At 30.5% G+C, this 19,516-nt stretch carries 17 protein-coding genes; 7 read left to right on the forward strand and 10 right to left on the reverse strand.

Annotated features, from left to right (window positions below; translation table 11 throughout):
- Positions 1–14: 14 nt before the first annotated feature.
- Genes L8U00_RS07100 through dcd form a run of 5 tightly spaced genes read right to left on the reverse strand, consistent with a single transcriptional unit; the run spans position 15 to position 5,538 of the window.
- Entirely contained in the window at positions 15–1,511 is a 1,497-nt protein-coding gene (locus L8U00_RS07100) for an amino acid adenylation domain-containing protein (RefSeq protein ID WP_263709031.1), read from the reverse strand.
- Complete coding sequence (locus L8U00_RS07105) at positions 1,508–2,788, reverse strand: DUF4910 domain-containing protein (protein WP_263709043.1); 1,281 nt, start codon at positions 2,786–2,788, stop codon at positions 1,508–1,510. The genes L8U00_RS07100 and L8U00_RS07105 overlap by 4 nt, the downstream gene beginning before the upstream one ends.
- Before the next feature lie 4 nt (positions 2,789–2,792).
- Positions 2,793–3,923, reverse strand: coding sequence for a UDP-4-amino-4,6-dideoxy-N-acetyl-beta-L-altrosamine transaminase (gene pseC / locus L8U00_RS07110; RefSeq protein WP_263709032.1), 1,131 nt, complete (start codon positions 3,921–3,923; stop codon positions 2,793–2,795).
- Positions 3,920–4,927: a UDP-N-acetylglucosamine 4,6-dehydratase (inverting) gene (gene pseB / locus L8U00_RS07115; protein WP_263709033.1), complete on the reverse strand. Its 1,008-nt coding sequence runs from the start codon at positions 4,925–4,927 to the stop codon at positions 3,920–3,922. The genes pseC and pseB overlap by 4 nt, the downstream gene beginning before the upstream one ends.
- Before the next feature lie 50 nt (positions 4,928–4,977).
- Positions 4,978–5,538, reverse strand: coding sequence for a dCTP deaminase (dcd, locus tag L8U00_RS07120; RefSeq protein ID WP_012661997.1), 561 nt, complete (start codon positions 5,536–5,538; stop codon positions 4,978–4,980).
- A gap of 131 nt (positions 5,539–5,669) precedes the next feature.
- Between dcd and accB the strand changes: the two genes are divergently transcribed.
- On the forward strand, positions 5,670–6,119 hold the full coding sequence (gene accB / locus L8U00_RS07125; RefSeq protein ID WP_263709034.1) for an acetyl-CoA carboxylase biotin carboxyl carrier protein: 450 nt from the start codon (positions 5,670–5,672) through the stop codon (positions 6,117–6,119).
- 1 nt (position 6,120) lies between these two features.
- Entirely contained in the window at positions 6,121–7,452 is a 1,332-nt protein-coding gene (locus tag L8U00_RS07130) for an acetyl-CoA carboxylase biotin carboxylase subunit (protein ID WP_087685488.1), read from the forward strand.
- 17 nt (positions 7,453–7,469) lie between these two features.
- Here L8U00_RS07130 and L8U00_RS07135 read toward each other — a convergent pair whose 3' ends face one another.
- On the reverse strand, positions 7,470–8,297 hold the full coding sequence (locus L8U00_RS07135; protein WP_133319775.1) for a peptidylprolyl isomerase: 828 nt from the start codon (positions 8,295–8,297) through the stop codon (positions 7,470–7,472).
- 64 nt (positions 8,298–8,361) lie between these two features.
- On the opposite strand from L8U00_RS07135, the gene gltX reads away from it, so the two are divergent.
- The 4 genes from gltX to gdhA all read left to right on the forward strand — a co-directional run bounded on the left by gltX (position 8,362) and on the right by gdhA (position 13,282).
- A complete protein-coding gene (gene gltX, locus L8U00_RS07140) occupies positions 8,362–9,753 on the forward strand; it encodes a glutamate--tRNA ligase (protein WP_263709035.1) in 1,392 nt (463 codons plus the stop codon).
- Positions 9,753–10,988, forward strand: a complete 1,236-nt coding sequence (locus L8U00_RS07145) for a malic enzyme-like NAD(P)-binding protein (protein ID WP_263709036.1) — start codon at positions 9,753–9,755, stop codon at positions 10,986–10,988. The genes gltX and L8U00_RS07145 overlap by 1 nt, the downstream gene beginning before the upstream one ends.
- A 248-nt stretch (positions 10,989–11,236) precedes the next feature.
- On the forward strand, positions 11,237–11,902 hold the full coding sequence (locus tag L8U00_RS07150; protein ID WP_039626949.1) for a 6-amino-6-deoxyfutalosine synthase: 666 nt from the start codon (positions 11,237–11,239) through the stop codon (positions 11,900–11,902).
- Positions 11,903–11,914: 12 nt separating this feature from the next.
- The gene (gene gdhA, locus L8U00_RS07155) at positions 11,915–13,282 is read left to right on the forward strand and encodes an NADP-specific glutamate dehydrogenase (protein ID WP_263709037.1); all 1,368 of its coding nucleotides are present in this window, start codon (positions 11,915–11,917) and stop codon (positions 13,280–13,282) included.
- A 22-nt stretch (positions 13,283–13,304) separates the two neighbouring features.
- On the opposite strand, the gene L8U00_RS07160 is transcribed toward gdhA, so the two are convergent.
- Genes L8U00_RS07160 through selA form a run of 4 tightly spaced genes read right to left on the reverse strand, consistent with a single transcriptional unit; the run spans position 13,305 to position 17,713 of the window.
- Positions 13,305–13,832: a hypothetical protein gene (locus tag L8U00_RS07160; RefSeq protein WP_263709038.1), complete on the reverse strand. Its 528-nt coding sequence runs from the start codon at positions 13,830–13,832 to the stop codon at positions 13,305–13,307.
- Complete coding sequence (locus L8U00_RS07165) at positions 13,819–14,532, reverse strand: thioredoxin fold domain-containing protein (protein WP_039642184.1); 714 nt, start codon at positions 14,530–14,532, stop codon at positions 13,819–13,821. Before L8U00_RS07165 ends, L8U00_RS07160 begins: the two co-directional genes overlap by 14 nt.
- A gap of 51 nt (positions 14,533–14,583) precedes the next feature.
- Positions 14,584–16,389: a selenocysteine-specific translation elongation factor gene (gene selB, locus L8U00_RS07170; RefSeq protein ID WP_263709040.1), complete on the reverse strand. Its 1,806-nt coding sequence runs from the start codon at positions 16,387–16,389 to the stop codon at positions 14,584–14,586.
- Positions 16,382–17,713: an L-seryl-tRNA(Sec) selenium transferase gene (gene selA / locus L8U00_RS07175; protein WP_263709041.1), complete on the reverse strand. Its 1,332-nt coding sequence runs from the start codon at positions 17,711–17,713 to the stop codon at positions 16,382–16,384. Before selA ends, selB begins: the two co-directional genes overlap by 8 nt.
- 89 nt (positions 17,714–17,802) lie before the next feature.
- Here selA and L8U00_RS07180 point away from each other — a divergent pair, with 89 nt between their 5' ends.
- On the forward strand, positions 17,803–19,455 hold the full coding sequence (locus tag L8U00_RS07180) for a 4Fe-4S dicluster domain-containing protein (RefSeq protein WP_263709042.1): 1,653 nt from the start codon (positions 17,803–17,805) through the stop codon (positions 19,453–19,455).
- Positions 19,456–19,516 lie beyond the last annotated feature (61 nt).

Here is a 19,516-nt window from a genome sequence, read left to right on the forward strand (position 1 = left end):
CATCATTTTACTTATTATAAAAGTCCACTCAAAACCTTCCTGTCAATCTTCCCATTTGCATTTAAAGCAAATTGTTCTATTTTAACAAATTTCTTAGGTATCATGTAGGTAGGAAGTTTGTCTTTTAAAAAGTTTTTAAAATCTAACTCTTCCTTGCTTTCATAAAAACAAATAATTTCTTCTTTAAAAATACAAGCACAATTTCTTACATTCTCATGAGAATTGATAATACTTTCTATCTCTCCAAGCTCTATGCGATGACCCATGTATTTGATTTGATGATCTATCCTTCCATAACATAAAAGTTCGCCAAATTCATTATAAGCTACCACATCGCCTGTTTTATAAAGCAAATCTAGGTAATTATCATGCAAAGGATTTTGCACAAAAGCTTGCTTTGTTTTTTCTTTATCGTTGTAATACCCTAGAGAAAGGCAAGTTCCTCTTACATAAAGCTCACCTTTAATTCCTATTTGATTTGGAGTAATTAAATTTAAATTCTCATCAAAGACTAAAAGCTGAATATTTTTACAAGCTTTTCCTATAGGTAAAAGCTCATCATCACTAAATTGCCTATCAACTATGTAAAAAGAGCATACATCGGTAATTTCAGTAGGTCCATAAAGATTAGCAAATAAAGCACTAGGAAGGTATTTATGCCAAATGTTGAGTTGTTTATTTGGCATGATTTCGCCACAAAAAAGAATTTTGTTTAAATGCCTTAGTGTAAAGGCTTCAAGAGCATTAGTATTAGCAAAATAAATCAGCACAGAAGGTACCCAAAAAATTGTTGTTATTTTTTCTTGTTCTAGATACTCTAAAATTTTATTTGGAAAAGCAAAAAGATGATTTGGTAGTATATGAAGCGTAGCTCCCATTTTAATAGAGCTAAATATATCCAATATGCTATTATCAAAGTAAAATGGCGCTTGATTAGCAAGTATATCTTCATGACTTAGTTTAAAAGTCTCACATACCCAAAGAGTATAATCAATCACACTTTTATGACTTATACTTACTCCTTTTGGAGTTCCTGTGCTTCCACTTGTAAAAAGTACATAAAGTAAATTAGTATCTATGTGATTATTTAAAGCTTTTTCTAAAGCATTTTCATTTATATCAAAATTTTCAAAATCTTCTGTGAAGATAGTATCAAGATTAAAATCTAAATTTAATTTTTTAGAAGTAATTAAAAGCTTTGGTTTTAAAACTTCTATGACTTTTTCTACACGCTCTTTAGGGCTTTTTTCATCTAAAAGTGTATAAAAATTTCCACTTTTTGCTATGCCAAAAAAAGAAAGCAAACAATCAATCCCTTTAGGAAGTATGATTAATATAGGTTCTTGTGTACTTTTAGTGGGAAGCTTAGAAAGAATTTCACTTGCTATTTTTTTACTTAAAACATCAAATTCTTTATAGTTTATACTTCTACCATTAAACTCAACAAAAGCATTTTTGCTTCCAAATTTAGCAACACTTTCTTGTAAAAAATCATTGATGTGGGTTGTCATATGCGCGCATCCTCGAATGGTTTTACTAGTCTGTGAAATTTTAATTTTTCTATTAAATCTTTTAATTCATAAGCTTGCATATCAAGTTTTGAGGCTATATCTAAAACATCGTTTTTGCCATCACAAAAGGCTAGAAAATCGGCTGAGATTGGTTTTTTGGTAACTCCTTGATTTAAAGTATGATACAAATCTCTTTTACCTAAATTTGGTTCACAAAAAGTTGTGATTTGATAAATTGCATTCACTTCTAAATTCATAATGATTTCTTGCATGGCTTTTAAGCTACCTCGTAAGCCTTCTTCGCTGATGAAATTTAAATCATCCTTGCTAGTATGGTATTCTTTATAATCACCAAATCTAGTCCTACATATGCAAACTACGGGTAAATTTACCAAAGGAGAACAAAATTGTCTTTCGTTGCCACCTCTATATAAAAAGCTAAATTCTTTAAAATTATTTTTAACTTTTAAAGTGTGCAAAGCTACTTTATCTGCTAGGGTATTTTCACTTGGAGTGTGAATGAGTGAGTAAGCATTGTCATCGCCTATACAAGAGAGTACAAAACCTGCTTTGGTGTATTTTTGTAAATGTTTTAAGTGCTTGTTAAGATAAACTATACTTCCTATAGTTTCAGGAGCAAAAATAAAACGATAATTGTATTTTCTCTTTTTGAGTTCTAAAAGCCATTTAGCTAAAAACGCAGCTACCACAGGGCCACTTAGCTCGTTATTTGCCATGGATGGATGACAAAGGTAAGTGGAAATTAAAATTTCATTTTTTATTTCTTGTGTGCTAGGTATGAGTAGATCAGCATAGTTTAAAACCCCATTTTCATGGTGTTTTGCATCGATGAAAACTTTATATTTTCCTTCTTTTAGTTTAATTCTATCTTCATGTTTTATGCAAAAACCCCAATGCCTTTTATAATAGCTTGTCACATAAGGTATAGCATCAGGCATATCCTCTATAGAGTAAAGGTGTTCTTGTAAGCTTGCTAGATCAAGTTCTGTATCTATGCCTATGCTATAGTTTAACACATGTAAATTATTTTGTTTAAAATCACAAATTTTTTCTCCATCTGGAGTGATGATATAAGCATCGTTTATCTCCCATTCAGCAGGTACCTCCCAGTCAAATACTTTACTTCCGCTTGCTATAGAGTGAATTTTTAATATACCCCCTCCCATAGCCTCATCAAGTATTTTTAAGCTTTGTCTAAAGCCTTTCCCGGTAATACTTCTACATATAGGAAAAAGCTCACAAGCTAACTCATACATACTTTTACTCACAATAACCCTTTTTAGTTTCTTCTAAAATCTTAAATAAACTATCTTTAATAAATTGCGCATCTTTTAGATTCATTTCTTGGTGAGCGGGTATACTAAGTTCAGCTTTATAAAAATTATCCGCATTTTCTAAAAATAAATTTCCATATAAGTTTTTATAAAAACTAAACTCATAAGTAGGCTTATAATGCACTTGCACACCTATGCCTAAATTTAATAATTTTTCAAAAATAATCTCTTTTTGGCAATAAAACTCAGGAAAAAGCAAAATAGGGTATAAATGTCTTGAGCTTTTTTTATGATCTTTAATTTTTATAGTGCTAAAATAAGGATTTTTTTCAAATTCTTTATCATAAAAACTTGTGATGATTTCTCTTTTTTCTAGCATATTATCAAGTTTTTTAAGTTGATTTATACCTAAAGCACAAGCTACATCACTTAAACGATAATTATAGCCTAGTTCAATCATATCACTATCCCAAAGTCTTTTTTTGACTATACCATGACTTTTTAAAAGCTTGATTTTTGAGATTAATTCTTTATCATTGCTAACAACCGCACCACCCTCAAAGGTTGTGATAGGTTTAACCGGATGAAAGGAAAATATGCTTAAATCTGCCATAGAGCCTACTTTTTGATCTTTATAAGTAGCACCTAGGGCATGGCTTGCATCATCTATTAATGGGATATTATATTGTTTAGCTAAGGCTAAAATTTTATCCATTTCTACGCTATTTCCCGCAAAATCAACCACGCAAATTGCCCCTATATTAGAGCTATCTTGGCTTAATCTTAAAGCAAGTTTTTTCTCATCAATATTTCCATCACTTTTTACATCTATAAACTCAACCCTAGCACCTGCCATTAAAGCAGCATTTGCAGTTGCAGCAAAGGTAATGGGGGTTGTTAATACAATTTTATCTTTTACATTTAAAGATAAATATGCAAGGTGTAAAGCAGAAGTAGCTGAATTTAGCACGCAAGCATATTTTACACCCACATATCCACAAAGGGCTTGTTCAAATTCTTCAACCTTTTTTCCACCGGTTAAAAAATCATCTTTTAAAGCCTCGCAAACTACTTGTATATCTTGTTCGTCGATATTTTGATGAGAATAAGTTATCATTTTTCAAGCTCTGTATGATTTATTATATTTAAAAGCTCTTCTTGATTAATCCATGATGGATTATTATCTGAGCTATAAGAAAAGCCATTAGAAACTTTTTTGCCTTTTTGTCCTTTTGCGTTTATGCTAAAATCAATTTCCATATTAGTAAATTTAATACTTGGACTAATGGCATAATAATTTTCAAATTCATAAGTTAAGTGACTATCATCACTTGAAATCATAATTTCATGTAGTTTTTCACCTGCTCTTATGCCTATGATTTTATGAGCTAAATTAGGAGCCATGGTTTTAGCTAAATCTACAATTTTCATAGAAGGAATTTTTGGCACGAAAATTTCCCCTCCATGCATGTATGTAAAGTTATTCAGCACGAAATTAACCCCATCTTCTAAAGATATCCAAAATCTTGTCATTCTTTCATCTGTGATAGGAAGTTCTTTAGCGCCTTCATTGATGAGTTTTTTAAAAAATGGTATAACAGAGCCTCTTGAGCCCACTACATTGCCATATCTTGTAACGCTAAATTTAGTATGAGAATTTCCTGCGATGTTATTTGCTGCTACAAAAAGCTTATCACTTGCAAGCTTTGTAGCTCCATATAAATTAATAGGATTACATGCTTTATCAGTTGAAAGAGCGATACATTTTTCTACATTATTTTCTAAACACGCATCGATTACATTTTGCGCTCCGTGGATATTGGTTTTTATACATTCCATTGGATTATATTCTGCAATTGGCACATGTTTCATAGCGGCTGCATGGATGACAAAATCAACATCCTTCATCGCTATATTTAATCTTTCTTTATCTCTTACATCACCTATAAAATAACGCATGCAATTATCATTAAATTCTCTTGCCGTTTCAAATTGCTTGAGTTCATCGCGTGAATAAATGATGATTTTTTTAGGTTTGTATTTTTGAAGTAAAGTTTTAGTATAAGTTTTTCCAAAACTTCCTGTACCACCGGTGATTAAAATGCTTTTTCCATTAAACATATATATTTTCCTATTACTTGACTAAGTTTTTATATCGGCTGAAAATAAAATTATTTTAAAATTCTTGGTAAAGTTATACCTGTTTGAGCTTGATATTTACCTTTTTTATCAGCATATGTTACATCACAAGGCTCATCTCCTTGTAAAAACAAAACTTGAGCTATACCTTCATTAGCATAAATTTTAGCAGGTAGTGGGGTTGTGTTTGAAATTTCTATAGTGATATGTCCTTCAAAACCTGGCTCAAAAGGAGTTACATTCACTATAATACCACATCTTGCATAAGTACTTTTACCAAGGCAAATAGCTAAAACATCATTTGGCATTTTAAAATACTCAACAGTTCTTGCAAGTGCGAAAGAATTTGCAGGTACTATACATACATCACCTACAAAATCTACTACATTTTCTTCTACAAAATTTTTAGGATCTACAACAGTGGAATTTACATTAGTAAAAATTTTAAATTCTCTTCCAACTCTTATATCATATCCATAGCTTGAAAGCCCATAACTAACTATACCTTTACCTATATTTGCTTCGCAAAATGGCTCTATCATATTGTGCTCTAATGCCATTTTTTTGATCCAATTATCTGCTTTTAAGCCCATTTTTGTCCTTTATAATTAAAGTGAATTTTTAAATTATATCTTAAAATAAAAGTAAAAAATAAATAATTGAAGTTATTTTTAGTATTTTTATATATAATTATAAATTAAGTCTTATAAATTAAGGAGAATATATGACAAAAGAAGAAATCAAAGAATTAATGCAACTTTTTGCAGAAGCAAGTATAAGTAAGATTAAAATAAAAGAACAAGATGGATTTGAAATAGAACTAGAAAAAGATTTATGTTGTGAATTACCGGCTCCAGCTCCTGTTGCTCCAACTCCACAGCCAATTAATGTAAATGTAGTTAATGAGACCAAAGCAAGCTCAAACTCTTCTAATAAACCAACTATCAACAGCCCTATGGTAGGTACTTTTTATCAAGCTCCAAGTCCAGGTGCAGCACCTTTTGCTAAAGCAGGACAAACTATTAAAAAAGGAAGTACTATAGCAATCATTGAAGCGATGAAAATCATGAATGAAATCGAAGCTGAATATGACTGTAGAATAGTAGAAGTTTTAGTTGCAGATGGTCAGCCTGTAGAATTTGGCATGCCTTTATTTGTGGTGGAGAAATTATAAAATGGAAATTAAAAAAGTTTTAATAGCAAATCGTGGAGAAATTGCATTAAGAGCTTTAAGAACTGTAAAAGAAATGGGAAAAAAAGCAATTTGTGTGTATTCTACTGCAGATAAAGATGCTTTGTATTTAAAATACGCTGATGCGAGTATTTGTATAGGAAATGCTAGAAGTTCAGAAAGTTATTTAAATATCCCAGCTATTATTAGTGCGGCTGAAATTAGCGAAGCGGATGCGATTTTTCCAGGATATGGATTTTTAAGTGAAAATCAAAATTTTGTTGAAATTTGTGCAAAACATAATATCAAATTCATAGGCCCTTCAGTAGCTGCTATGGCACTAATGAGTGATAAAAGCAAAGCTAAACAAGTAATGCAAAGAGCAGGTGTACCTGTAATTCCAGGAAGCGATGGGGCTTTAGGTGGGGTTGAAGCAGCAAAAAAACTTGCTAAAGAAATAGGCTATCCTGTGATTTTAAAAGCAGCAGCAGGCGGCGGTGGTCGTGGTATGCGTGTAGTTGAAGATGAAAAAGATTTGGAAAAAGCTTATTGGTCAGCAGAAAGTGAAGCTATGAGTGCTTTTGGTGATGGTACTATGTATATGGAAAAATACATCCAAAATCCACGCCATATAGAAGTGCAAATCATAGGAGATAGCTTTGGTAATGTGATCCATTTGGGCGAGAGAGATTGCTCTATGCAAAGACGCCATCAAAAACTTATAGAAGAATCTCCTGCAATTTTACTAGATGAAAAAACAAGAGCAAGACTTCATGAAACAGCAGTAAAAGCTGCTAAGGCTATTGATTATGAGGGTGCGGGAACTTTTGAGTTTTTAGTGGATAAAAATTTAGATTTTTATTTTATCGAGATGAATACGCGCTTGCAAGTTGAGCATTGTGTGAGTGAGATGGTAAGTGGGGTAGATATTATCGAGCTTATGATTAAAGTAGCAGAAGGGTATCCTTTACCAAAGCAAGAAGAAATTAAACTTAAAGGTCATTCTATAGAATGTAGAATCACTGCTGAAGATTCCAAAACTTTCTTACCTTGCCCAGGTAAAATCACAAAATACGTAGCTCCAGCAGGACGCAATGTAAGAATGGAAAGTCATTGTTATCAAGATTATAGCGTGCCTCCTTATTATGATTCTATGATTGGAAAATTAGTTGTTTGGGGAGAAGATAGGAACACAGCTATTTCTAAAATGAAAATAGCCTTGCAAGAGCTTATTGTAGGTGGGATTAAAACAACTAAAGATTTTCATTTAGCAATGATGGATAATGCAGATTTTATCAATAATAATTATGATACAAATTATCTTTCAAGACATTAATTTAAGATAGGTTTAACCTATCTTAATTCTTCTATATGAGCATTTGCTCTGATTTTATCAAGATGATTTTTTAAGGCTTGTTCTTTTTGAGTTAGAGTATAGACATTGCTAACTTGATCTTTGATTAAGTCAAATTCGATAGGATTTTTACCATATTTTTCTTTTACAAAATATACTATATAAGCATTTTCACCATTTAATACTGGAGTAAATTCTCCTATTTTTGTATTATTTAACAAAGCAAGTAATCTTGGATCTAAACTAGCTGCGTTTAAACTAATGGCTTTTGATTTAATTTGAGAATTTTTATACATAGGATTTTGTGCAAGCTGTTGTAAAAGTTCTGGATTAGTAGAATTATAAACAACTAAGTCTATATTTGAAAAAGTGCTAAATTTATCAAGATTGCTTTCATAAAAATGTTTTAGTGTTTCATCATCGATATTGATTTTTGCATTTTGCATTATGCTTCTATAAAGCTTTTCTCTTTCAAGATCTTTTCTAACCTTATTTTTAAAAACTTCAAAATTTAAACCATCTTTTTCTATTTTTGCTTGTAAGCCATTGATGTCGGTTTTATTGCCTTTTGCTATTTGGGCTAATTTTTCATTAAGCTCAAAAGTACTTACATAAATTCCTAACTTTTTAGCTTCACTTTGTTGAACTTTATCATCTACTAAAAATGCTATAGCCTTTTGTTTATCATTAGTTTTTAATTCTTTCATGGTTTGTTCTATATCATAAAGAGTGATGGGCTGATTTTCTACTACCATTGCTACGCCACCAAGGGTTTGAGCATATAAAATATTTGCAGCAAAACAACAAGATATTAAAAATTTTCTCATATAAAACCTTTATTTAAGTGTAAATATAGCATTATAACAATAAAAATTTAAAAAAGGTAAAAATATGCAAGAAATCACAACGCGTTTTGCTCCTTCTCCAACAGGATATTTGCACATAGGAGGGCTTAGAACGGCTTTATATAATTATCTTTATGCAAGAAAAAATAAGGGTAAATTTTTATTGCGTATTGAAGATACGGATTTAAAAAGAAATTCACAAGAAGCTACACAAGCTATTATAGAAGCATTTAAATGGTGTGGGCTTGATTATGATGGGACGATTGAGTATCAATCCCAAAGATTTGAAATTTATAAAAAATACATTCAAAAATTATTAGATGAGGGTAAGGCTTATTATTGTTATATGAGCAAAGAAGAGCTTGATGAGTTAAGAGCTAAGCAAGAAGCAGCTAAAGAGCGCCCAAAATACGATGGTAGATATAGAGATTTTAAAGGAACTCCCCCAAGTGGTATTGAGCCTGTGGTGCGTATAAAAGCACCACAAAGTGGAGAGATTAAATTTATAGATGGTATTAAAGGCGAGGTTAGTTTTAAGGCTGAAGATATTTTAGATGATTTTGTAATTGCAAGAAGCGATGGTAGCCCAATTTATAATTTAACTGTTGTAATTGATGATGCGCTAATGGGTGTGAGTGATGTTATAAGAGGGGATGATCATTTATCAAATACTCCAAAACAAATCGTTCTTTATGAGGCACTAGGCTTTAAAATTCCTAAATTTTATCATGTGGCTATGATACATGGTGAAGATGGTAAAAAACTTTCTAAGCGTCATGGAGCAACTGATGTGATGGAGTATAAAAATATGGGGATTTTACCTCAAGCCCTGCTAAATTTCTTAGTGCGTCTTGGTTGGAGTCATGGCGATGATGAGATTTTTTCTTTAGAAAGCATGCAAGAGCTTTTTGATCCAAATCATATTAATAAAAGTGCTTCTTGCTATAATTTTAAAAAGCTAGAATGGCTTAATGCTCATTATATTAAAACCTTGCCTTTTGAAGAAATCAATAGACGATTAAAAGATTTAGGATTTGATTTAAGTCAGTATGAAAAAGTGGGATTTTTACTGGATATGTTAAGAGAGAGAGCTAAAACCTTACATGATATTATTAGTGGGGCTAAAGTGTTACTAAATGACCCAAAAGAATACGATCAAAAGGCTGTAGATAAATTTCTTAATGTAACAAATTTAACTTATTTGGAAAAATACGCTATGGTTTTAAATGAGCAAAAAAATGCTTGCGAATTTGAAGAATTAACTAATCAATTCTTAGAAGGAAATAATCTTAAGTTAAAAGATCTAGCTCAAGCCATACGCATTGCACTTACTGGAAGCTCGGTAAGTCCTAGTATATTTGAAGTATTAGAATTTTTAGGAGTGCAAAAAGCTAAGCTTAGAATAGAAAATTTACTAACTTACATGAAGGGGAAATAATGAATTTAAAAGAAGAGGCTTTAGAATACCACTTAGGGGGTAAAGTAGATATTGTTGCTAGAAAGCCTATGGATAGTGCGCATGATTTATCTTTAGCTTATTCTCCGGGGGTTGCTGAACCTTGTGTTGAGATAGCAAAAGATGAAACCTTAGCTTATAAATACACTAATAAAGCTAATTTAGTTGCCATAGTAAGTGATGGTAGTGCGGTTTTGGGACTTGGCAATATAGGAGCAAGTGCAAGTAAGCCTGTGATGGAAGGAAAGGCTTGTTTGTTTAAAAAATTTGCTAATGTTAATGCTTATGATTTAGAAATTAATGCTCATAGTGTAGATGAAATTGTTACCTTTTGTAAAGCTATAGCACCTACTTTTGGAGGGATTAATTTAGAAGATATATCTGCGCCAAAATGCTTTGAAATAGAAGCTGCTTTACAAGATCTTGGAATTCCTGTAATGCATGATGATCAACACGGTACAGCGATCATTTCTACAGCAGGATTAATGAATGCTATGGAAATTAGTGGTAAAAAATTTGAAGATATTAAAGTAGTAGTAAGTGGTGCAGGTGCAGCGGGTATTGCAAGTGCTAGAATGTATAGAAATTTAGGGGTTAAAAATATCGTTTTAGTAGATAGCAAAGGTGTGATTAATACTCAAAGAGATGATTTAAATAAATACAAACTAGAATTTGTGAGCGATACTAAAGATAGCACTTTAAGAGAGGCTTTAAAGGGTGCTGATGTGTTTTTGGGTTTGAGTGCACCTAAGATTTTAGATGATGAGATGATTTTAAGTATGGCTAAAGATCCTGTGATTTTTGCATTAGCTAATCCTGTGCCTGAAGTAATGCCTGAAGATGTTAAAAGGGTTAGAAATGATGCTATAGTTGGAACAGGTAGAAGTGATTATCCAAATCAAATTAACAATGTTTTAGGTTTTCCTTTTATTTTTAGAGGAGCTTTAGACGTAAAAGCGACTAAAATCACTGAAAATATGAAAGTAGCTGCTGCTAAAGCTTTGGCTGATTTAGCTAAGCTTGAGGTAACTGATGAGGTAAAACAAGCTTATGGAGTAGAAGAGCTTAGCTTTGGTAGAGATTATGTGATACCAAAACCATTTGATAGCAGGGTAAAAGCTGTAGTTAGTGCTGCTGTGGCAAAAGCTGCAGTTGAAGATGGAGTGGCTTTAGTAAAAGAATTTGACTATCAAAAATATCTAGTAAGCTTACAATAGTTTTTATAGATTAAGTTTTATTTAAAATATTTTTTTGAATAAAACTTAATTTTTATTTTCAATCTTTCAATTTGACTTTTCTATTATTTTAATTTTTTACTTAATAATCTAAGATTACAAAATAATTTTTTACAATAAATGTTAAATTTTGATATAAATTTTAGTATTGATTATATTTTTAATTAAATTAATTTATATTTAAGATATTTTTTTATAGGATACTAATACTTAATCATAGAAAGGCTAAGATGGTTTTTGGAAAGATAGATTATCTTAATTTACTCCCTTTGCATATCTATCTTAAAAAAACAGCTTTTCCTAGCTATGTTAAGCAAACTACAGAATACAAAAAAGGGGTTCCTAGTAAGCTAAATCGCCATTTGTATTTTAGACGTATTGATGCAGCGATTATTTCAAGTATTGAAAGTCGTAGAAAAAAATACAAAACCTTAAATGTGGGAATTTGCGCAAGCAAAAAGGTAAAAAGCGTTTTAGTGAAAAAACATTCTCAAAGCAAAGAAGATGCAAGTTCTGCAACTTCTAATGCTCTTGCAAAAGTTTTAAAGCAAAAAGGGGAGGTTATCATCGGTGATAAGGCTTTAAAACTTTATTTGCAAAATCCAAAAGATTATATTGATTTGTGTGAATTATGGTATGAAAAGACAAAACTACCTTTTGTTTTTGCACGCTTTTCTTGTGTTAAAAATTTTTCTATTTATAAAAAAATGATGAAAAATTTCACAAAAAGTAAAATTTTCATTCCACAATATATTTTGCTAGATTATTCTAAATCAAGAAATCTTTCTCAAAAGGAAATTAGCGCATATTTAAAGCTAATTTACTACAAAATAGGAACAAAGGAGCAAATGGCGCTAAAAAAATTTTTAGCTAAAACAAACAGCAAGATACTATAAAAAGGACAATTTATGAGTATGGCTAAACAATATATCAACGAAACTTTAGAAAAAATTCAAACAATTTCCCCAAGACAACCTATCTTTTTTCAAGCAGCAACTGAGGTATTAAATTCTTTAGAACCTTTACTTGAATCTAACAAAACTTATCAAGATCATGCAATATTAGAGCGTATTGTAATGCCTGAAAAAACAACTATATTTAGAGTTGTATATATCAATGATGCAGGTAAAGCTCAAACACATTTTGGCTATAGAGTGCAGTTTAATTCTAGTTTAGGTCCTTATAAAGGTGGACTTAGATTTCATCCTAGTGTAAATTTGGATGTTTTGAAATTTTTAGGTTTTGAGCAAATTTTCAAAAATTCTTTAACAGGTTTGATGATAGGCGGTGCTAAGGGTGGAGCAAATTTTGACCCTAAAGGTAAAAGCGAAGCAGAAATTATGCGTTTTTGTCAAGCTTTTATGGCTGAGCTTTCAAAAATCATAGGAGCAAGCACTGATGTGCCAGCGGGTGATATAGGGGTTGGTGCTAGGGAAATTGGATATATGTTTGGAGCTTATAAGAAAATTAGCTCTAATTTTGATGGAACTTTAACGGGAAAGAAAATTCCATGGGGTGGAAGTTTAGCAAGAACAGAAGCAACAGGATATGGCTGCGTGTATTTTACTCAAGAAATGCTAGCAAAATATAACAATGCATTAGAAGGAAAAGAGTGTGCAGTCTCAGGTAGTGGAAATGTGGCAATTTATACCATAGAAAAATTACATCAACTTGGCGCAAAAGCAATCACAATAAGCGATAGTGATGGATTTGTTTATGATAAAGATGGGATAGATTTAGATTTATTAAAAGAAATTAAAGAAGTAAAAAGAGCTAGGGTGAGTGATTATGCAGCGCTTAAAAAAGGTGCTATTTTTACTCCAAAAAGTGCATATAAACAAGGTTGTAATGGAGTATGGAGTATACCTTGTGATATAGCTTTTCCAAGTGCTACGCAAAATGAGTTAAATTTAGAAGATATTAAAACCTTATATCATAATGGTTGTCGTATGGTAGCAGAGGGAGCTAATATGCCAAGCACACTTGAAGCGATTGATTTTATGTTAAATCAAAAAGACTTTTTATTTGCTCCAGCTAAGGCTGCAAATGCAGGTGGTGTAGCGACTTCTCAACTTGAAATGCAACAAAATGCAAGTATGTGCCAATGGAGTTTTGATGAAGTTGATGCAAAATTGCATAAGATTATGAAAAATATTTTTGAAAATTCATACGAGTGTGCAAAAGCTTATAATCATGAAGGAAATTTAGTAGTAGGTTCAAACATAGCAGGCTTTAAAAAAGTAGCTGATGCGATGATTGATCATGGTTATATTTAAAAAGATGGCTTAAATGCCATCTTTAATGCATATAAAAAAAGCTTGTTATTTGATTAGCAATTTTTTCTTCTAAAGATTCTTTGGCTCTATCTATATTGCTAAGATAAGCAGTTCTTGCTAAAAGTGAGGTGCTTTGAGTAGAGTTTTTGGAACTAATTTGTAAATTAACTTGCAAAAGATAGTAATTTTCTACTTCCATTTCAAAAACATTATCTATTTTATCAAAGTCATTATAAAAAAATCTTGCATTAGAAGCAATTAGTCTTTGTGCATAAGAAAATTTCTTAAAATCTACTATATTGATATAAATTTTATAATCACTTTGAGTATTATCTAAAACCAATCCCAAATTTTGTAATTTTTGAGTGAGTTTGGCCTCTAAATTTGTGTTTAATTTTGAAGGATTATTGATGTGTAAAGAAAAACTTTGATTTTTATTAGCATGTAGGAAAATACCCTCATTATTTGTTTGGATAAAAGTTTGCATAGGGCCTGTGCAAGCACTTAAAAACAGTGCAAGCACAAGTAAGAAAAGATTATTTTTGAGCATCGATTATCGTTGGTACGGCACGAAGACCAAGTTTAGAGTATTTTGCAAAAGTTTCTCTTACCGCTTTAACTTCAGCTTCACTAGGTTTTTTATAATCTTTTAAATTTTTATCATAGTATTTTTTCATGATAGCGATTTTTTGTGCATCATCTTTGGCATTTTTACTTTCTTTATAAATTAATGCAGATTTTTCAAATGCGCTTGTATCATGGATAGGGGTTAAGATAAATTTAACTTGATGAGTTTTTAGTGTTTCTTCTATTTTATCTAAATGCATTCTACAATATGGACATTCAGGATCGCTAAAAACATAAAGCAAAGGTTTGTTTTTATCGCCTAAAGAAACAAACATTTTTTCTTTTTTAAGTTCCACTAAAGCTTTTTTTGAAAATTCAGCTTGTTGTTTTTCCATGAGTTTTGCTTGATAAACTTGAGAATAAAACTCACCTTTTTTTACATCAATTACTTCGGTTGTGATGATATTATCTTGAGTGAAAACGATTTCTTGGAAATTTTTACCACTAATTTCAAAATTAACTATCACGGCTTCAAAGTTAGTATCAGGAATTTTTTCTCTACTAGAAACACTAATATTTGCATTTGATAAATTTGGATTTTTCTTAAAAAAATTAATAATTTCTTCATTACTTGCAGCAAATAAAGAGCTAGCAAGAGTTAAAAGAGCTAGAGATTTTTTCATTTTTTTCCTTTAATTTAAATTTTTATCATTATAAAATGTAAATTTTAACACTTAGACTTTTAGCATTCTTTTTTCCTCGATTTTTATCACTTGAGGATAGTTTTTATCAAGGTATTCTAAGTAAGCTATGGCATATTTTCTCGAAATTTGAAAATGATTTTTTACAAAAGCGACATTTAAATGATGATCTTGCAAAAGCTTTAAAAACTCTTGCATGAGATTTTCAAGGGCATTTTTTTCTATAAAAAGATTATGTGCTAATCTTTTGACTTTGTTTTCTTTGGTGAGTTTTTTTAAGATAAGATCTCCATTTTTCCTATCAAGCTCTAAATATTCATAAAGATTATAAGGTGCGGTAGGTTTTATACCTTCTTTTTTTAAAATTTCATAAAGCTCACAATGAGCCTTTTCTTGTAATTTTTCAAAATTTTGTCCTTTTAAAAACCATATGCCATCTTTAAAATCTAATTTTTCTTGCATTTGCTTGAGTGTATAAGCACAAAAACTCTCACTTGCCCAGCTAAGCCTTAAGGCGATAGAATGAGGCGAGATTAAAGCATAAGGATTTTTAGAGAAAACAAAATCAATAAATTCTTTCAAAGTTTGCATAGCATTTAAATCATATATATTTAAAGCTTGCTCATCAACAAAAACATGATCTAAACTTTTTGCTAAATTCAAAGCTTGCTCATGAGTGAGTTTAAAGCGTTGATAGCTTGAAAGTAAGCCAAAGCCAAGTTTGTGAGTTTGTTTTAAAAACTCAAATACTTTTTTAAAATCTTTTTGTTCTAAAAGTGCTAAATACTTAGCTTTTATATCTTTTTTTAAAGGCTCACTCACTGCATTTAATACTACACCACCACTTTTAATACGCCCATTTTCAAGCAAGATAAATTTATCATCAAAACACAAAGGTAGGCTTTTATCAAACTCCAAGCTAATATAAGTCTTATCTTCAAATTCTTTGATTACACTAATTTTTGCATTAAGCTTTTTTGAGCCACTGCAAAATTCTAAAATACTTCCGCGTTTAATCTCTGTATTAAAAACAACCCCATCGATACTTTTAAAGCTTTTAAAAACACCTTTTTTGCTTAACACATAGCCTTTTTTTAACTCATGATAATCACAATTTAAACTCAAAGCAACTCTATTATAAGCTTTTGCTTCTAAAACATTTTCTTCATGAATTTGTATATTTTTTACAATGATATCTTTTTGATTTTCAAGGCAAAAGATTTTTTCATTTTTGCTGATTTTTCCTTCATTTAAGCTTCCTGTTACTACCGTTCCTATACCTTTTAAAGAAAAAACCCTATCAATGTAGTATCTAAAAATCAAATTTTCATCATTTTCTTTAGGCTTTAAACCAAGCAGATGGTTTTTTAAATTTAATATACTTTGCTCATCATAAATGCTTGTTGGAAAAACTTTTAAGATATTGATTTTAAAGGCTTTTAATTCTTTTAAAAGCTCAGTTTGCTTTTGCGGTAAATCCTTGCATAAATCAACCTTACTCAAAATAAGCACTACATCTTTTACGCCTAAAAATTCCAAAACCCTTAAATGCTCTATACTTTGAGCCTTTAAACCCTCGTTTATATCTATGACAAACATACACACTCTAAAGCCAAAAGCACCACTTATCATAGTTTTAATTAAACTTTCATGCCCAGGTACATCGATAAAAGCAATATTTAAATTTTCACTTTTTAAATTTGAAAAGCTAAGATTAATCGTAATGCCTTTTTCTTGCTCTTCTTTTAAATCATCACCTTCAAAACCATTTAAAGCTTTAATAAGCGAAGTTTTACCATGGTCAATATGCCCAGCAGTGCCTATGATGATACTATGCATGAAATACCTCTTTGATAGCGTGGATTAAACGGTTTAAATCTTTTTCTAAAATACTTCTAAAATCTAGCACAAAATGCCCATTTTCAACACGGCCAATCACACCTTTTTTTCTAAATTTTTCTTGTAAAAGCAAAGCTTTTTCATCAAAACTTAACACAAAAGTATCTAAGCTTTTATCAGGCATAGAGCCACCGCCTACTAAACTTTTAGAAGTTTTTAACTCACATTTTGTAGGAATTTTTTCTTTGACAAAAAGAGCCTTTTTTTCTATGGTTTTTAAATCATCATTTAAAAGTTTTAGTGTAGGAATTTTTTCATATTCTTTTTCTAAGTATGCTTTGGTAGTTTCATTTAAAAAAGCTAGAGTGATTTTATCAACCCTTAACATTCTTAGAAGTTGATTTTTCTTTAATTGTTGAATGTATTTTTTCTTTCCAAGTATAATGCCTGCTTGAGTAGAACCAAAAAGCTTATCACCGCTAAAACTTAAAATATCACAATGTTTTAAAAGCTCTTTCACGCTTGGCTCGTTTTTGCTAAGTTGTTTATTAATTTTTTCACACCAGCCAGCACCTAAATCATAATAAGATATGAGTTTTTTCTTTTTTGTCAAAGCATGAATTTCGCTTAAGCTTACTTCTTCAAAAAATCCTTTAAAAGCAAAATTAGAACGATGAGTTTTTAAAATCATCTTAGTATTTTCATTGATGGCTTTTTCATAATCATATAAATGAGTTTTATTAGTCGTGCCTATTTCTTTTAGCTTAACACCAGCTGCTAGCATAACTTCAGGAATTCTAAAATTTCCTCCAATCTCAACTAGCTCACTTCTTGAAGTAATAACTTCTTTATTTTTTGCTAAGGTGTTTAAGATCAAAAATACAGCCGAAGCGTTATTATTAACAACTAAGCAATCTTCACAATCAAATAATATTTTTAAATTCGCACTAAGTGCGTCATACCTTGAGCCTCTTTTGCCACTTTGCATATTAAACTCTAAATTTGAATAAGAGCAGATGATTTCTTTAGTTCTTTCAAAAATACTCTCATCAATAATACTACGACCAAGATTAGTGTGTATGATAACTCCGGTAGCATTGATCAAACTTTGACTTTGCATATTTAAAAACTCATCAATACTTTGAGCAATTTTACTTAGCAAATCTTGCAAGCTAAAATTTAAATTTTCATCTTCACTTAGTTCTTTTTTACAATTTGAAACAACTATTTTTGCAAAATGAGATCTTAAATACAAAGGGTAATTAGCCAAGTTTTTATCGTTTATAAGTGCGTTTATGGGAGGAAAATTTCTAAATTTGTTCATCTTAAACCTTAAGAATAAATTAGTAAAATTATAACTTTTTTATAATGAAATTTATATAATTAAGATTAAAAAATTTAAAAGAGAGTGTTATGAAAGATTTTGTATTTTTAGAAAATGAAGATTTAATTCCTTTAAGTGATGATATTAGTATAGTTCAAAAAGCCTGTAATGAAGAAGTTTTTATAGGAAATTCAAAGCTTTTAAACCCTGAAGTTTATGCACCTGAGATTAATTTTTATCTTAAAAATTCACAAGATGATGTGCTAAAAAAAGCCAAAACTATTGAGTCTTTATATAAGATTAGATCTAAAGTTTATGATTTAGGACTTGATTTAGAATACACCAAAGAAGTGGGTAAAAATGTAATTATCGTAAGCAATGAGGATCAAAATGAGCTTATTGAAAGCTTAAAAAAACAAGAATACAAGGTTTTAAAACTAAACAATGAGCAATGTTTGGGTGTTTTAGGTTGCGTGGGCGAGCTTTGCGTGATAGCTTTAAAAGATAATGAGCAAGTAGAGATTGATTGTGATTTTTTCTTATATGATGTAAAAAAAGAAAGTTTTGATCAACAAAGTGGTTGTTATGATTTAACTACTTTAGGTCAAGAAGAACTTATAAAACTTTTAAATTCTAATTCTCCAAAATATAAATTTAGAAATTATATTAGTTATGATGATAACATTTGTCAATACCATGAAAGAAGAAGTGTTCATTGTGGAAAATGTGCTGAAATTTGTCCTAGTGTAGCTATTTTAAAAGATGATGAGCAAAGAAAATTAGAATTTTCTCATGTAGATTGTTTAAGCTGTGGTGATTGTGTGGGGATTTGTCCTAGCGGGGCACTTGATTATGCACCTATGCCACGCAATAGCTTTTATGAAATTTTAAAATTTTATGAAGATAAAATCATTTTAATAATCCCTGAGAAAATGTCTATAGAAAATTTAAATATCACTTTAAAAGAAGATGTAATGCCTTTTATGATTAAAGGAGAAAACTATCTTGATCAAGCACATTTTTTAGCTATGCTTCAAACAAGTGGTGCGAGTGTGGTTTTTTATAGCGATGGCTTATCACAAGGTGCTTTAGAAGTGATAGCTTTGATGAATGAAATTTTTCAAAGAAAATTTAAACAAAATGCAATTTTTCTAGCTAAAGATGAAAAAGAACTTTTAGAGGCTATTAATCAAGCACATTTTATAGAAAATCTTAAATTTATATCTTATAATCCTGCGCTTTTAAAAAGAGAAGATTTTGCTATAAGATTAAGAGAGCTTATAAAAGAAGAAAATTTAGGCAATATCCCAAGCAAAGAATGGATACGCTATGGAAAAATCACTATCAATACAGATACCTGTACCTTATGTCTTTCTTGTGTGGGAGCTTGTAATGTAGGAGCTTTAGTGGCTGATGCTAAGGATAATTCTTTGAAATTTAATGCAAGCTTATGTACTACCTGTGGATATTGTGAGGCAAGTTGTGCTGAAAAAGATACTTTAATGCTTCAAAGAAGCGGGATAGATTTAGAAAAAGAGTATTTTTCTTTTATGGTTTTAGCTCAAGATGAACTTTTTGCCTGTGTAGAGTGTGGGAAAGAATTTGCTACTAAAAAGGCCATTGAAAAAATCGCTAGCATTATGAAGCCAAGATTTATGGGTGATGAAGCTAAGATAAAAACACTATATTGCTGTGCTGAATGTAAAGCAAAAGTAATGATACAAAGTATGAATGTGCTTTAATTGTTTATAAGATTTTTGCTGTTTTTGATTTTATTTTAATAAAATCAAAATTCTCTACTAA

It is taken from the genome of Campylobacter sp. IFREMER_LSEM_CL2256 (genome assembly GCF_025771645.1).
Taxonomy (GTDB): Bacteria; Campylobacterota; Campylobacteria; order Campylobacterales; family Campylobacteraceae; genus Campylobacter_D.

Coding starts and splice junctions, on each gene's coding strand:
- L8U00_RS07160 (WP_263709038.1), bottom strand. CDS start 13,832: ATGCTCAAAAATAATCTTTTCTTACTTGTGCTTGCACTGTTTTTAAGT.
- L8U00_RS07150 (WP_039626949.1), top strand. CDS start 11,237: ATGGTTTTTGGAAAGATAGATTATCTTAATTTACTCCCTTTGCATATC.
- pseC (WP_263709032.1), bottom strand. CDS start 3,923: ATGATAACTTATTCTCATCAAAATATCGACGAACAAGATATACAAGTA.
- dcd (WP_012661997.1), bottom strand. CDS start 5,538: ATGGGCTTAAAAGCAGATAATTGGATCAAAAAAATGGCATTAGAGCAC.
- L8U00_RS07165 (WP_039642184.1), bottom strand. CDS start 14,532: ATGAAAAAATCTCTAGCTCTTTTAACTCTTGCTAGCTCTTTATTTGCT.
- pseB (WP_263709033.1), bottom strand. CDS start 4,927: ATGTTTAATGGAAAAAGCATTTTAATCACCGGTGGTACAGGAAGTTTT.
- L8U00_RS07130 (WP_087685488.1), top strand. CDS start 6,121: ATGGAAATTAAAAAAGTTTTAATAGCAAATCGTGGAGAAATTGCATTA.
- L8U00_RS07145 (WP_263709036.1), top strand. CDS start 9,753: ATGAATTTAAAAGAAGAGGCTTTAGAATACCACTTAGGGGGTAAAGTA.
- gltX (WP_263709035.1), top strand. CDS start 8,362: ATGCAAGAAATCACAACGCGTTTTGCTCCTTCTCCAACAGGATATTTG.
- L8U00_RS07105 (WP_263709043.1), bottom strand. CDS start 2,788: ATGTATGAGTTAGCTTGTGAGCTTTTTCCTATATGTAGAAGTATTACC.
- L8U00_RS07135 (WP_133319775.1), bottom strand. CDS start 8,297: ATGAGAAAATTTTTAATATCTTGTTGTTTTGCTGCAAATATTTTATAT.
- L8U00_RS07100 (WP_263709031.1), bottom strand. CDS start 1,511: ATGACAACCCACATCAATGATTTTTTACAAGAAAGTGTTGCTAAATTT.
- selA (WP_263709041.1), bottom strand. CDS start 17,713: ATGAACAAATTTAGAAATTTTCCTCCCATAAACGCACTTATAAACGAT.
- accB (WP_263709034.1), top strand. CDS start 5,670: ATGACAAAAGAAGAAATCAAAGAATTAATGCAACTTTTTGCAGAAGCA.
- gdhA (WP_263709037.1), top strand. CDS start 11,915: ATGAGTATGGCTAAACAATATATCAACGAAACTTTAGAAAAAATTCAA.
- L8U00_RS07180 (WP_263709042.1), top strand. CDS start 17,803: ATGAAAGATTTTGTATTTTTAGAAAATGAAGATTTAATTCCTTTAAGT.
- selB (WP_263709040.1), bottom strand. CDS start 16,389: ATGCATAGTATCATCATAGGCACTGCTGGGCATATTGACCATGGTAAA.